The sequence below is a fragment of the Alphaproteobacteria bacterium genome, from assembly GCA_040905865.1.
GTDB lineage: Bacteria > Pseudomonadota > Alphaproteobacteria > UBA8366.
Map to the genome: position 1 here is coordinate 12243 of JBBDQU010000070.1, position 12488 is coordinate 24730.

The 12488-nt window shown below is 60.4% G+C and carries 11 protein-coding genes; 5 read left to right on the forward strand and 6 right to left on the reverse strand.

The window, feature by feature from the left end; translation table 11 throughout:
- Positions 1 to 63 precede the first annotated feature (63 nt).
- On the reverse strand, positions 64 to 1308 hold the full coding sequence (locus WD767_15420; protein ID MEX2617482.1) for a cyclopropane-fatty-acyl-phospholipid synthase family protein: 1245 nt from the start codon (positions 1306 to 1308) through the stop codon (positions 64 to 66).
- Between the two features lie 250 nt (positions 1309 to 1558).
- Here WD767_15420 and WD767_15425 point away from each other — a divergent pair, with 250 nt between their 5' ends.
- Genes WD767_15425 through WD767_15435 form a run of 3 tightly spaced genes read left to right on the forward strand, consistent with a single transcriptional unit; the run spans position 1559 to position 4271 of the window.
- The gene (locus tag WD767_15425; protein ID MEX2617483.1) at positions 1559 to 2368 is read left to right on the forward strand and encodes a TIGR03084 family metal-binding protein; all 810 of its coding nucleotides are present in this window, start codon (positions 1559 to 1561) and stop codon (positions 2366 to 2368) included.
- Positions 2369 to 2370: 2 nt separating this feature from the next.
- Positions 2371 to 3075 (forward strand): FkbM family methyltransferase, encoded by a 705-nt coding sequence (locus WD767_15430; GenBank protein MEX2617484.1) that lies wholly within the window; start codon positions 2371 to 2373, stop codon positions 3073 to 3075.
- Complete coding sequence (locus tag WD767_15435; GenBank protein MEX2617485.1) at positions 3072 to 4271, forward strand: M20 aminoacylase family protein; 1200 nt, start codon at positions 3072 to 3074, stop codon at positions 4269 to 4271. Before WD767_15430 ends, WD767_15435 begins: the two co-directional genes overlap by 4 nt.
- A 99-nt stretch (positions 4272 to 4370) precedes the next feature.
- Here WD767_15435 and WD767_15440 read toward each other — a convergent pair whose 3' ends face one another.
- A complete protein-coding gene (locus WD767_15440; protein ID MEX2617486.1) occupies positions 4371 to 5546 on the reverse strand; it encodes an acetyl-CoA C-acetyltransferase in 1176 nt (391 codons plus the stop codon).
- 255 nt (positions 5547 to 5801) lie between these two features.
- Here WD767_15440 and phaR point away from each other — a divergent pair, with 255 nt between their 5' ends.
- Complete coding sequence (gene phaR / locus WD767_15445) at positions 5802 to 6404, forward strand: polyhydroxyalkanoate synthesis repressor PhaR (GenBank protein ID MEX2617487.1); 603 nt, start codon at positions 5802 to 5804, stop codon at positions 6402 to 6404.
- A gap of 11 nt (positions 6405 to 6415) precedes the next feature.
- On the opposite strand, the gene WD767_15450 is transcribed toward phaR, so the two are convergent.
- The 4 genes from WD767_15450 to WD767_15465 form a co-directional block, all read right to left on the reverse strand.
- Positions 6416 to 8077, reverse strand: coding sequence for an EAL domain-containing protein (locus WD767_15450; protein ID MEX2617488.1), 1662 nt, complete (start codon positions 8075 to 8077; stop codon positions 6416 to 6418).
- Positions 8078 to 8144: 67 nt separating this feature from the next.
- Positions 8145 to 8945, reverse strand: a complete 801-nt coding sequence (locus WD767_15455) for a class I SAM-dependent methyltransferase (protein ID MEX2617489.1) — start codon at positions 8943 to 8945, stop codon at positions 8145 to 8147.
- 2 nt (positions 8946 to 8947) lie between these two features.
- A complete protein-coding gene (locus tag WD767_15460) occupies positions 8948 to 10414 on the reverse strand; it encodes a bifunctional class I SAM-dependent methyltransferase/glycosyltransferase family 2 protein (GenBank protein MEX2617490.1) in 1467 nt (488 codons plus the stop codon).
- Positions 10399 to 11526, reverse strand: a complete 1128-nt coding sequence (locus tag WD767_15465) for a lysylphosphatidylglycerol synthase transmembrane domain-containing protein (protein ID MEX2617491.1) — start codon at positions 11524 to 11526, stop codon at positions 10399 to 10401. The genes WD767_15460 and WD767_15465 overlap by 16 nt, the downstream gene beginning before the upstream one ends.
- Before the next feature lie 326 nt (positions 11527 to 11852).
- Here WD767_15465 and WD767_15470 point away from each other — a divergent pair, with 326 nt between their 5' ends.
- Positions 11853 to 12488, forward strand: a complete 636-nt coding sequence (locus WD767_15470) for a TRAP transporter small permease (protein ID MEX2617492.1) — start codon at positions 11853 to 11855, stop codon at positions 12486 to 12488.

A 12488-nucleotide genomic window follows, 5' to 3' on the forward strand; every position in this document is an offset into this window, starting at 1 on the left:
CTTTCCGTTTTGCCTGTTAGCGTGCGGAAACGGTAGAGGGGTGACGGCGCGAGGTCGAGCGCGTCACCCCGCCCGGGGACGCAGCCGCACCGGTTCCGCCTCGACGCCATGCGCGCGCTCCCAGTCCGTGACATAATCGCGTGTCAGCGGCACGGCGTCTCGCTGTCTGGCGATCTGCATCTGGAAGACGAAATGGTCCCCATAGCGGAACACCGCTTCGCTGATGGCCAGGTAGAACTCCCACATGCGGCAGAAGCGCTCGTCATACATCTCCGCCGCCCTGGCCCTGTTCTCCTCAAAACGGCGCTGCCAGGCAAGCAGGGTATCGGCATAATGCACCCGCAGGATTTCGATATCGGCCACCCAGAGCCCCGCTTTCTCCACCGCCGCCATCACTTCGGACAGGGCCGGGGAATAGCCGCCGGGGAAAATGTACTTGCGGACCCAGCCGGCCGTGGCTGCGGGACCCGACATCCGGCCGATCGAATGCAGCAGGCAGATCCCGTCCGCCGACAGCAATTCATTGATCTTGGCGAAAAAATCGCCGTAATGGCGTACCCCGACATGCTCGAACATGCCGACCGACACGATGCGGTCATAGGCGCCGGTCTCTTCCCGGTAATCGCGCAGGTGGAAATCCACCCTGTCTCCCAGCCCTTCTTCCGCCGCAATTTGCCTCGCGACCTGCAACTGCTCGGTGGAAAGGGTCAGGCCCGATACCTTCACGTCGCTGGTACGGGCCAGATAGGTGGACAGGCCGCCCCATCCCGACCCTATATCCAGTACCTTCTGCCCCGGCTTCAATAACAGCTTGGCGGCGATATGCAGGCGCTTGTCGAGTTGCGCCTGTTCGAGGCTTTCATCCGGTGTGCGGAAATAGCCGCAGGAATACTGTCGGTCGCGGTCCAGAAACAGATCATAGAAATCCACCGCGAGATCATAGTGATGCGCCACGTTGGCTTTTGACCGCGAGACAGGATTGTACTGATGAATCCAGCGTGTCATTCGCGACAAGCTTGAGGAAAACGAATACATCGGGTCGTCACGTGCAAAGGCATGATTGCTGATCACGACCTGAAGGAAATCCCGCAGGCTGCAATCTTCCATCGTCAGTGTACCGTCCATATAGGCTTCGCCCATATAAAGGTCCGGGTTGATGAAAAGCTTATGATGCAAAGACTTGTCATGGAGCCTGACCGTCGCTTCGGGCCCCGGCGCACCGGCGAACTTGTGCCGATGCCCTTCCGCATCGACGATACTCAGCGTGCCTACACGAATCATGCGATTCAGCAATTTCGACAATAGCATTTCAATTGTCTCCCGAGCCTGCCTTCGATGTTCCCTGCCTGACTTCTCCTTGAATGAACGCCCGGGGAAATCTTTCTGTTCCGCGCGAGTACCCGGGCATTAATAAATGAAATCACATTTTGTTAACCTTGCGCAATGATCTATCGCAATGTCCGGGCAGGTACCCGTCACCCGCCAGCGGCGATGACTGGACATCCGACCTGCTGCATGGTGTCATCCGCGGACAAGGCAACAAGCGGAAATAAAATAGATGCAGCAACAGGCGGCCGATCTTCGCGAAGAAGGTGAAGAACTATTCGAACTCCTGTATTCCCTGGACGACAGCGACTGGAACCGCCCGACCCCCTTCAACGGCTGGACAGTGAACGAGGTCATCGGCCATTTGCATGGCGGCGACTGGGCCGTCGTATTGACCATGACCGATCCCGTCGCCTATGCCATGTTCAAGCAGGCGCGGCAGGAAGCGCGGGATCGCGGCGACGAGGATGCCCGTAACCGGCTGGGTCCGGAACTGGCGACGGGCCGCAAGCTGATGGCACAGTGGTACGAGTATTTTCAGGAAATGTGCCGTCAGATTGCCGCCGCCGACCCCCGCTCGCGGGTTCAGTGGTCGGGCCCGGATATGAGCATCCGGTCGGCCGCGACCGCCCGCCAGATGGAGACCTGGGCGCATGGCCAGGATATCTACGATCTGCTGCGCCGCCACCGCACGCCGACCGACAGGTTGAAGAATATCGCCGTCCTGGGCGTAAAGACCTTCGGCTGGACGTTCCGGAATCGCGGCATGGAGCCGCCGGCGGAAACGCCGCATGTGGCACTCACGGCGCCGTCCGGCGCCATATGGGATTTCCCCGGATCGGAATCGACGGACAGCCGTGTGTCTGGCAGCGCCGCCGAATTCTGCCATGTCGTCACGCAGGGCCGGAATATCGCCGATACATCGCTGAGCGTTACAGGCGATGCTGCAACCCGATGGATGGAAATCGCGCAATGCTTTGCCGGGCCGCCGCGTAACCCGCCGGCGCCCGGAGAGCGGGCCTGGACGCAGGCGTCGGTCTGACCATGCGGATCCTGCCCTTTTCCCGGAAACGAACGGACAAGACAACCCCCGGCAAGATCGTCAGCATCCTGCAGGACAGGCAGGTCGATCTCGTGGTCGATGTCGGCGCAAATGTGGGCCAGACGGGCCAGACCCTCCGGCAGGCGGGGTATGACGGCCGTATCCTGTCGTTCGAACCGGTCCCGTCGGCGCATGCATCGCTGACGGCCGCGGCGGCGGCAGATGAAAAATGGACCGTTGCGGAACGGATGGCCATCGGCGACGCCGATGGCGATATCGAGATCAACGTTTCCGATTCCACCGATATGAGCAGCGCGCTGGATGCCAGCGACGACCTGCTGCGGACCCTGCCGAAAACGCACAGCACCGAACGCGTCACCGCGCCGCTACGGCGGCTCGATACCGTGCTGCCGGAATGGATCGGCGACGCCACGAACGTTTTTCTGAAAATCGATACGCAGGGCTTCGAGCGCAACGTGCTGAACGGCGCAACCGAGACACTGCAACGGATTACGGGACTGCAGATGGAACTGTCGCTGTTCCCGCTTTACCAGGGCGAGGAAACCTACCTGTCCTTCCTCAACGACCTGCATACAATGGGCATGACGCCGCTGATGCTCGTGGAGACCAATTTTTCGCGGTCGCTGAAGCGGCAACTGCAGATCGATGTGGTGTTCGCATGGCCACGGCAGGGAGCACAGACATGACCGATACGGAATCCGACAGGCGCCGGGCGAAAATTGAATCCTATGAGGCCGAGCTGACCGCGATCCGCCGCGACATTCACAAACATCCGGAAATGGCCTATGCGGAGAACCGGACGGCGGATATCGTCGCCAGGAACCTCGAATCCTGGGGGCTTGAGGTGAACCGCGGACTTGGTCGGACCGGCGTGGTCGGCACCTTGCGTCGCGGCGATTCGAACCGCGCCATCGGCATGCGCGCCGATATGGATGCTTTGTACATCCAGGAGAAAAACACCTTTGAGCATCGCTCCGTGCATGACGGGCAGATGCATGCCTGCGGCCATGACGGCCATACGGCGATGCTGCTGGGCGCCGCGCGGTATCTGGCGGAATCGGATGAAATCAACGGCACGCTGCACTTCATCTTCCAGCCGGCGGAGGAAGGCCTCGCCGGGGCGAAGGCGATGATCGATGACGGGCTGTTCGAGAAATTTCCCTGCGATGCGGTCTACGGACTGCACAACATGCCCGGCATTGAGAAAGGCCATATCGGATTGCGGCACGGCCCGACCCTGGCCGCCAGCGACCGCTGGACCGCGACCTTCCGCGGCACGGGGGGCCATGGCTCGATGCCGCACAAGGGCACCGACCCGACCATGCCGGCAGCGCAGTTCACCATGGCGCTGCAGACCATCGTCAGCCGCAATGTCGATCCGCTGCTGACCGGCGTCATCAGCCTCGGCCATATCGCCGCCGGCGATATCGGCTCGCTCAACATCATCCCGTCGGAAGTCTTCATCGGCGGTACGGCGCGCAGCTTCGTGCCGCAGGTCCGCGAATTGCTGGAACGGCGACTGGCCGAAATGGCCGCCGGGATTGCGACGGCGCATGGCTGCACGGTGGAATCGACCTATACCAGGGGCTACCCGGCGACGGTCAACTGGGACGAACAGACCGACATCGCCATCGCCGCCGCTCAGGAAGCCATCGGCGCGGCCAATGTGAACCCCAATCTGAACCCTTTGCCGGGCGGCGAGGATTTCGCCTTCATGCTGGAACAGGTGCCCGGCTGCTATGCCTTCATCGGCAACGGGATAACAGAATCCGACGAATTCATCCATGCGCCGCGCTATGATTTCGACGACGACATCATCGCCAACGGCGTGTCCTACTGGGTGGCGCTGGCGCGCAGGGAACTGGCGAAACGTGACGACTGACGCCGTCACCTATCTGCAAGCGGCGTAACAGGACCCGTTGGGCGGATTAACCGTCGCACGCGACCAGCGTCATACGCCAAAACAGGGGCCGGCTATCGGTCAGTCGCGTTCGATGCACATGGCAATGCCCATGCCGCCGCCGATGCAGAGCGTGGCGAGACCTTTCTTCGCGTCGCGGCGGGCCATTTCATACAGCAGCGTGCAAAGCACACGGGTGCCGCTGGCGCCGATCGGATGGCCGAGCGCGATGGCGCCGCCATTGACATTGACCTTCGATACATCCCAGCCAAGGTCGCGATTTACCGCGCAGGCCTGCGCGGCGAAGGCTTCGTTCGCTTCGATCAGGTCGAGATCGTCGACGCTCCAGCCGGCTTTCTCCAGCGCGCGTCGGCTTGCCGGGATCGGCCCGGTGCCCATGATCGTCGGATCGACGCCCGCCGTCGCCCAGGAAACGATCCGGCCGAGCGGCACAATTCCGCGTTTCGTCGCTTCTTCCGCCCGCATCAGGACAGTCGCGCCGGCGCCGTCATTGATGCCGGATGCGTTGCCGGCTGTCACCGTGCCGTCCTTTTCGAAGGCGGCGCGAAGCTTGCCGAGGGTTTCCACCGTCGTGCCGGCCTTCGGGTGCTCGTCCGTATCGACAACCGTATCGCCACGCCGCCCCTTGATCGTGACAGGGATGATTTCATCGACAAACCGGCCCGCCTTCATCGCCGCTTCGGCTTTCTGCTGCGATGCGGCGGCAAAAGTGTCCTGTTCATCGCGGGTCAGCTGCCATTGCCGGGCGACGTTTTCCGCCGTATTGCCCATGTGATAGCCGTTGAACGCGTCGAACAGGCCATCCTTCAGCATCGTGTCGATGAACGTCAGGTCGCCCATTTTCTGACCGTTGCGAAGATGCGTGCAATGCGGCGCCTGGCTCATGCTTTCCTGGCCGCCGGCCACGACGATGTCGCAGTCGCCGGTGAGGATCGACTGATAGCCGAGCGCGACCGTCCGCAGCCCGGAGCCGCAAAGCTGATTGATCTGATAAGCGGTTTTTTCGACCGGAATGCCGGCCTCCATGGCGGCCTGACGGGCGGCGTTCTGCCCGGTACCCGCCGTCAGGATCTGCCCCATGATGACTTCATCGACCTCACCCGGATCTACCTTTGCCCGCTTCATCGCCTCGGCGATGGCGACCGATCCCAGATACGAAGCGGGAACCGAACTCAAGCCGCCATTGAACGCACCCACCGGGGTTCGCGCGGCACCTGCGATAACAACATCCGACATGATATAACTCCTGCTGGTGATAATTCGCCCATCCCGCCGCAAGCAGCTGGCGGCGTATCATTTTGCGACGCAGCATATCGTGACAAGCCGGGGCAAACAAGGAGCGGCGCGCATAACGCTCGATTCTCGTCGATGCCGTGTTGTTTTGAAATTCGACGCCCGCATGCGTTGCGGTGCAGCAATCCTTTGATCGCGGACGCATAGGATGTTATGCGTTAATGCTGAAACATTCTGGCACCAACCTTGCGAGGATACATGGCGGATACAGACGGCAAGACCGGAGCGCCGGTCACGATCAAGAAATACGCCAATCGGCGGCTCTACAATACGGCCACGAGCAGCTATGTAACGCTGGAATATCTGTGCCAGATGGTCAAGGACAACGTCGATTTCGTCGTCTACGACGCCAAGAGCGGCGAGGACATTACCCGGTCGGTCCTGACCCAGATTATCGTCGAAGAGGAAGCGAAGGGGCAGAACCTGCTACCGATTGACTTCCTGCGGCAAGTCATCGGTTGTTACGGCGACGCGATGCAACAGACGCTGCTGCCGCGTTTTCTGGAGCATTCGATGTCGACCTTCATGAACAATCAGACAAAGATGCAGGAAACGCTCCGCGAATCCTTCGGCAATGTCTTCCCTATCGGATCGCTGGACGACCTTGGTCGCCAGAACATGAACATGTTCGAAAAGGCGATGGAACTGTTCAAGCCGTTCGGCGGCAACACGGGTGAAAAAGCCGATGCATCGGCACAGGCAAAGCCTGCCGCAGCGGACGATGACAAGATCGACGCGCTGACGCAGAAACTGGATGCGCTGCAGATGCAGATCGACGCGCTGTCAAAAAAAGAGAGTTGAGCCGTCGCCGCCTAACCGGCGTCCGCGAAATCGCGATGAGTCAGGGCTGGACGGCCCAGTTCCCAGCCCTGCAGATAGGTAACACCCCGCCCCAGCAGAAAGTCGAGGTCGGCCCGGGATTCGACGCATTCGGCAACGGTTTCGATCCCGTATGACGTTGTCATTCCAAGCAGGGTATCGATGAATTCCTGGTTTTCGGCATTGTCCGCCACGCCGCGGACATAGGCGCCGTCAATTTTCACCGTATCGACCGGAAATGTCTGCAAATGGCGGAAATTCGTGTAGCCGACGCCAAAATCGTCCAGCGATACGCGGCAGCCAAGCGCGCGCACGGACGAGACGAAACGCAGCGAATCCTCGAAATCATACAGTTCCGCAGTTTCAGTTATTTCCACAATCAGGCGCCGCGCGATATCGGGGCGTTCGCCAACCGCGCCGTTCAGACGTCGCAGCCATGCGCGGTCGGTCACCGTCAGTCCGGAAATATTCATCGCCAGATGCAGTTCCGGATACTGTTCCAGTTCCGCGATGGCGAGGTCCAGGACATAACGGTCAACGCGCTGTGAATAGCCCAGCTTTTCGGCGACCGGGACGAAAACAGAAGCCGGAATCGGCGCATTGTCCCCATCCAGTATCCGCAACAGGGTTTCGTAATAGGCTATTTCACGGTCGGCAGAGCGGATAACCGGCTGAAAGGCGAAGGCGACGTGACCGTCGCGCAACGCCTGCATCAGCGACGCGCCGATATCCTCCTGATCGTGGCCCTGTCCGAACGGCGCAGAGGCCTTGCGGTAGGACGCGAACCTCCCTGCCCCGCGCCGCATCGCATCGTCAAGCGCCCGGATCCCGCAATGCATGGCCGCGTTCGTTGTCCTGACGACCGAAGGGAAAAGCACGCCGCCGACCGAAACGGTGACCGACAGGGGGCCGGCGGGGGTCAGGACGGGACTGGCGGCAACCTTTGCCATGATCTTGTCCGCGACCGCGGCAAGACCGGGTTCCGTGCAATGGCTCAGCACAACGCCGAAACGAAAGGCGTCCAGCCGGCCGATCACATCCGCCGTGCGGACACATTCCTCAATCTTCTGGCCGACCGAAACGAAAATCCTGTCCCGTACCGTTTCGTCATATGCGGCAGTCAGGCTGGCCATCCCGTCGATTCCGACAACCAGATACCCCCCTTCCGACACATATCGTTGTGTATGGGACAGCGCGTGCTCAAGCGATTCCCGTAACCGGGACTGGTTGTAATGACCGGTCAGCGCGTCGTAGACGGCCGCGTCGCGCTGGACTTCCTCCGCCGACTTGCGATCGGTGATAATCCGCAGCGTTCCCGTCATACGGTGCGCGCCGCCGTCGGGCCCGGTTTCGATTCTGCCGCGGTCATGCACCCAGCAGATGGAACCATCCGGCCGCCGCAGGCGGTATTCGCAATCAAAACGCCCCCCCGCAGACACATGATGCGCCAGAGCCTCCAGGCGCCGCGACTGGTCCTCGGCATTGACATGCGACTGGTATGTCGCGCCGTCGGTCATGTGATCGGCGCCGATCAGGGCATCGACATCGCCAAAAAAAATCATCCGGTCACTGGCGATATCCCATTCATAGGAGATATCGCCAGCGGCCATCAACGCATCGAGGAGTACCCCCGACTTTGCGGTAGAGTCGGTCATAAGCGATTTAGTACCAGCATTTCCGGCATTCGTCTAAAATTTTATCTAATTAACAGGTAAAATAAAGCTAACTGCGAAGCCATCGGTTTTTTTGATAATCAACCGTTAAGGATTCCTGACCCGGCATGCGATAGGATCGTTTGAGGGAGATAACAATCAGCATCCGGAACGCCATCGACCGGCCCAGAACCGGCGCCAGAATATTTTCCAGCGCAGTCAACGGCCCGGCCAGCCATGCGGGCAGCAGGCTCCAGGACTGGAAACCGCCCGTCAGCGGATAGGCGAACAACGCCAGATATTCCGCCATGTCGACGGAAAGTCCGGGAAAAGCCTTTTCGAAAGCCGCCTGCCGCGCCATTCCGCCAAACAGCAGAGTCGGGATTGCCTGATTGGAATCGAACGGGTCGCGACCGGTATCCAGCGGCCCGTCTGCGAAGGGATCCTCGGTCATATTCACCGGTTCGGCATGGAACCTGTCATAGAAAACGTGGCTGACCGGCGTAATGGCCGGTTCCAGCATGACGATCCGCCCGTCGGCGCGAAGAACGCGCATGGCCTCCCTGAAGAAAAGGGCCGGGCGCTGCAAGTGATGCAGGACGTCGAACATGACGATATTGTCGAAGCTCGCTTCGTCAAAAGGCAGCCGGTGCGCATCGCACACCGCATCCAGCCACGCGGCGGTCATGATATCCGTTGAAATGACATCCGGCGCGAACGATTTGAAATTTCCCGACCCGCCGCCGATTTCCAGTGTCCTGCCCGCCCGGCAGGCCTTCGCCATACGCCGGTACCAGCCCTGGTAGACGTTGCGCAGGACCGGTTTCGCCATCCAGATGGCGCGATAATCCGCCGGGCGGGCGGGCGCCATCGTCAGAACGCCTTCAACCGGAAAAAGGCAAACACCACCATCCGCACCAGCAACCAGCCATGCGAAAACCGGGAAATCTGCGTTTCGCCGTAGCGTCGGCTGGCGTAGCGGATCGGTATCTCGGCCACTTTCAGGTTCAGCTTGGTGGCGCCGAAAATAAGGTCGAAATCGCCGAATGGATCAAAATCGCCAAAATAGTCACGGTTGGCGGCAATGGCGTCGTAATGCCGCCGGCGCAAAACCTTGGTGCCGCACAACGTATCCGTAAAGCGCTGGTTCAACAGCCAGCTGAACAGCAGTGAGAAAATCTGATTGGCGACCCAGTTGAGGAATCGCATCGCTTCACTTTCCATGGGATACACGAGCCGGGAACCGTTGATGAATTCACCCTTGCCCGATACCAGCGCGTGGTAGAATTTCGGCAGGTCCTCCGGCGGCATGGTCAGGTCTGAGTCCAGGATCATCAGGACATCGCCCCGCGCGAGATCGTACCCCTTGCGCATTGCATCGCCCTTGCCCTTGCCTTCCTGCCGAACCGCCTTGATATCCCATTCCCCGGCATAGGCGTCACGGACCCTTTCGCATTCCGCGAAGGTTCCGTCGCTGGAATGCCCCTCGACGAAGAGTATTTCCATGTCTTCGGCAAATCGGGGCATCCGCCGGATCGCCGGCTCGATATTGCCGCGCTCGTTACGGCAGGGAATGATAACCGTCACGGAAAGCGGGCCGAGCGACTGCGTCGGCATCGGCCGGGCCACCATGTAGTTGCGCAGCGAAAACCGGCGGATCAGCGGCAGGGTGCCGATGAACCGGTTTATGACCGGTCCGATTCCGAACAGCCGCCGCGGGACAAGCTGCCGCCAGTCCCGCTTGATAATATCGAAATCGGCCAGCGACAGCAGGTTGCCTATATCGCTCGTCGACAGCCAGTTGAGCGGCGGCTGACGCATCTTCAGCCCGAACAGTTCCGCGACAGAGAGTATCGGTTCCCAGTATTTCGAATAATAGGCGATGACGATCCGCGTATCCGGCGTACACAGGGAATGCAGGTTTCGCAGGGCGGTTTCGCAATCGTCAAAGTAGCCGATCGTATCGGAAACGACGATCACGTCGAACGGCCCGCCGAGCCGCGCCGCAAGCTCCGGGTCTTCCGCATCGCCCTGGATGAATTCCAGGTCCGGGTAATTTTCCCGGGCGATTTCGACCATACGGGAACTGAAATCGACGCCGACGCCGCGGCCGGGTTTCAGCCCGGCAAGCAGATGCCCGGTGCCGCAACCGATATCGAGCACGCGCAATCCGCTGGGGATCAGGAATTGCAGGTAACGCTCATGTTCGGCGTTGAAGTAATGGTTCTTCTGCCGCCAGGCATCGCGACTATCGGCAATGCGATCTATCCACGCGATCATCGCTTCCTTGCGTGGCGAACCTGGCCTCCGGGCATCGATCATGGCTACGTGTTTCTCCATCGGCCTGTTATTCCGTTTCCAGTTCTGAGTTGCCGGCCCGACAGCAACCACAGGACCCCGCCGGGCAAACCGGTGGCGACGAGCAGGGCGCCGAACGTCAGCGATACGACCAGCGCGTCCGCCGCAGGAATACCGACGAACCCGAACGCCACGACCATCGCCCCTTCGCGTACGCCCCATCCCGCGATGGATACCGGAATCATGGATACCAGAATTACCGGCGGCACGAGAACCAGGCAATGAATCAACGGAAGTTCAGCCGATATGGACAGGCCGATCAACCAGACTGTAAGCATTGTAAAGGCGATGATGACAGCCGCGAGGCCAAGCGCCGCACCGACCGGAACAGTCTGTACCGAAAAACGGCGCGCCGCCATTCCGAACGCCACGAGCGGCCGTAATGCCCGCCATCGCCCCGCGAATTGACCCGCGCGCCCACCCAACGCGATCAGGAAGGCAATCCCCGCCGATCCCGCGACGATCAGAAGTAGTATGCTCCAGCGGGCGGCTGAGTCCCCGGTCAGCGTAAACAGGATCGGCAGCGTCAGGGTCACGACAATCAGCGAGGCCGCGAGAGCGCAGAACCGGTCGAGAATGACAGAAATCGCCGCCTGCTCCATCGAAACCCGATCGCTGCGAAAGAACCAGATTCGCACGACGTCGCCGCCGATCGTCGATGGCAGTGTCTGATTGAAAAACTGGCCGACAAATGTCAGCCACAACGCCCGTCCAACCGCAAGGGGAATGTCAAGTGTCCGGCAGACGACAACCCAGCGCAGGGAAAGAACTGCCGATGCCGCTACCGTCAGGCCAAATGCCACGACGATGGGGCCCGACGACATCCGGCCTGCCGCTTCAGCGACCGGCGTGAGATCGATACGGCTGAAAAGCCACCAGAGCAACAGGACCGAGACAGCCGACTTGACTACGAAAATGAGCCATTTTTTCACTATGAAGCGCGCCGATTTTGCCGGTTCCGGGAAATCCGGCACCGTGCCGGAACGTGGCGCGGTGTTTAGCAGTTTCGTCGCGCCATGGGCAAGGCTGGCGGGAGCTGATGCCTGAATCAGATCACGGTTTGCCGGAAACGCCTCTGGCGATCCAGCAGCCATGTGAATCTGATCAGGATGAATGACATCATGGCGGAAGTTATGCCATTGTGACGTGCAAATGGTACCGAAGCGTGCCGTCGGGTGGTTATATGCTGTGTGAAACGGAACGAACCAATGGCTGATATCCCAAAGGCACTGGTACAATTCCGGACACGCCTCCAGTAACGAGACGGGTGGCAAGTTGAGTATCCAGAAGTATATCCGGCGGGATCGCGGCGGCGGTGGAACCTGCCGGCTACTTACCCGAAATCCGCCATCCCCCAGTCCTTTACCCGGCGCGGCGCATGGCGCTGTATACGGTAATCGGCAAGCACCCCGTGAGAACCATGCTTGACAGACTTCTCGTAGGCGCGGAGAAAGTGTCGCGGATTGCCGTCTGGATCGGCGGCGCGCTGCTGATTTTCGCTGCCGTCATGACAACGATCGACGTCATCGTCCGGAAGATCTTCAACTGGTCGTTCGGTGGCGCGGATGAAATTGCGGGCTATATATTCGCCATTTCCACAGCGCTGGCATTCGCATTCGCGACATTGCAGCGAACCCATGTACGGATCGACGCGCTGTACCTGCAATTGCCGAAAGTCGTCCGGCCGTTTCTCGACATTCTGGGGTTCCTGCTCCTGGGCGGATTTCTGACGATCGTCACCGAACGCGCCTTTGCCGTCTGGCTGAACAGCTACGAAAGCGATTCGGTATCGATTACGCCGCTGGTGACGCCGCTGGCCATACCGCAAGGCTTCTGGCTGGTCGGTCTGGGCTTTTTCATGGTTGTTTTCGCCCTGATGCTGATTCGGCTGATCGTCGCGCTGTTTCAGCGGGACTGGCTGCGCATTGCGCAGTTGGTCGGTCCGCGCGGGATCGAGGAAGAAGTCGCCGAGGAACGCGCCCATGCGCGCGCCGAAATAGAACGCGAACACGCACTCAACGAACGGGCCCGCCTGAAACGCGGCGAAGACGACTGA

What these genes read in the sequence shown, in the direction of transcription:
- WD767_15420 (MEX2617482.1), bottom strand. Translation starts at nt 1,308, where the DNA reads ATGCTATTGTCGAAATTGCTGAATCGCATGATTCGTGTAGGCACGCTG.
- WD767_15425 (MEX2617483.1), top strand. Translation starts at nt 1,559, where the DNA reads ATGCAGCAACAGGCGGCCGATCTTCGCGAAGAAGGTGAAGAACTATTC.
- WD767_15430 (MEX2617484.1), top strand. Translation starts at nt 2,371, where the DNA reads ATGCGGATCCTGCCCTTTTCCCGGAAACGAACGGACAAGACAACCCCC.
- WD767_15435 (MEX2617485.1), top strand. Translation starts at nt 3,072, where the DNA reads ATGACCGATACGGAATCCGACAGGCGCCGGGCGAAAATTGAATCCTAT.
- WD767_15440 (MEX2617486.1), bottom strand. Translation starts at nt 5,546, where the DNA reads ATGTCGGATGTTGTTATCGCAGGTGCCGCGCGAACCCCGGTGGGTGCG.
- phaR (MEX2617487.1), top strand. Translation starts at nt 5,802, where the DNA reads ATGGCGGATACAGACGGCAAGACCGGAGCGCCGGTCACGATCAAGAAA.
- WD767_15450 (MEX2617488.1), bottom strand. Translation starts at nt 8,077, where the DNA reads ATGACCGACTCTACCGCAAAGTCGGGGGTACTCCTCGATGCGTTGATG.
- WD767_15455 (MEX2617489.1), bottom strand. Translation starts at nt 8,945, where the DNA reads ATGGCGCCCGCCCGCCCGGCGGATTATCGCGCCATCTGGATGGCGAAA.
- WD767_15460 (MEX2617490.1), bottom strand. Translation starts at nt 10,414, where the DNA reads ATGGAGAAACACGTAGCCATGATCGATGCCCGGAGGCCAGGTTCGCCA.
- WD767_15465 (MEX2617491.1), bottom strand. Translation starts at nt 11,526, where the DNA reads ATGGCTGCTGGATCGCCAGAGGCGTTTCCGGCAAACCGTGATCTGATT.
- WD767_15470 (MEX2617492.1), top strand. Translation starts at nt 11,853, where the DNA reads ATGCTTGACAGACTTCTCGTAGGCGCGGAGAAAGTGTCGCGGATTGCC.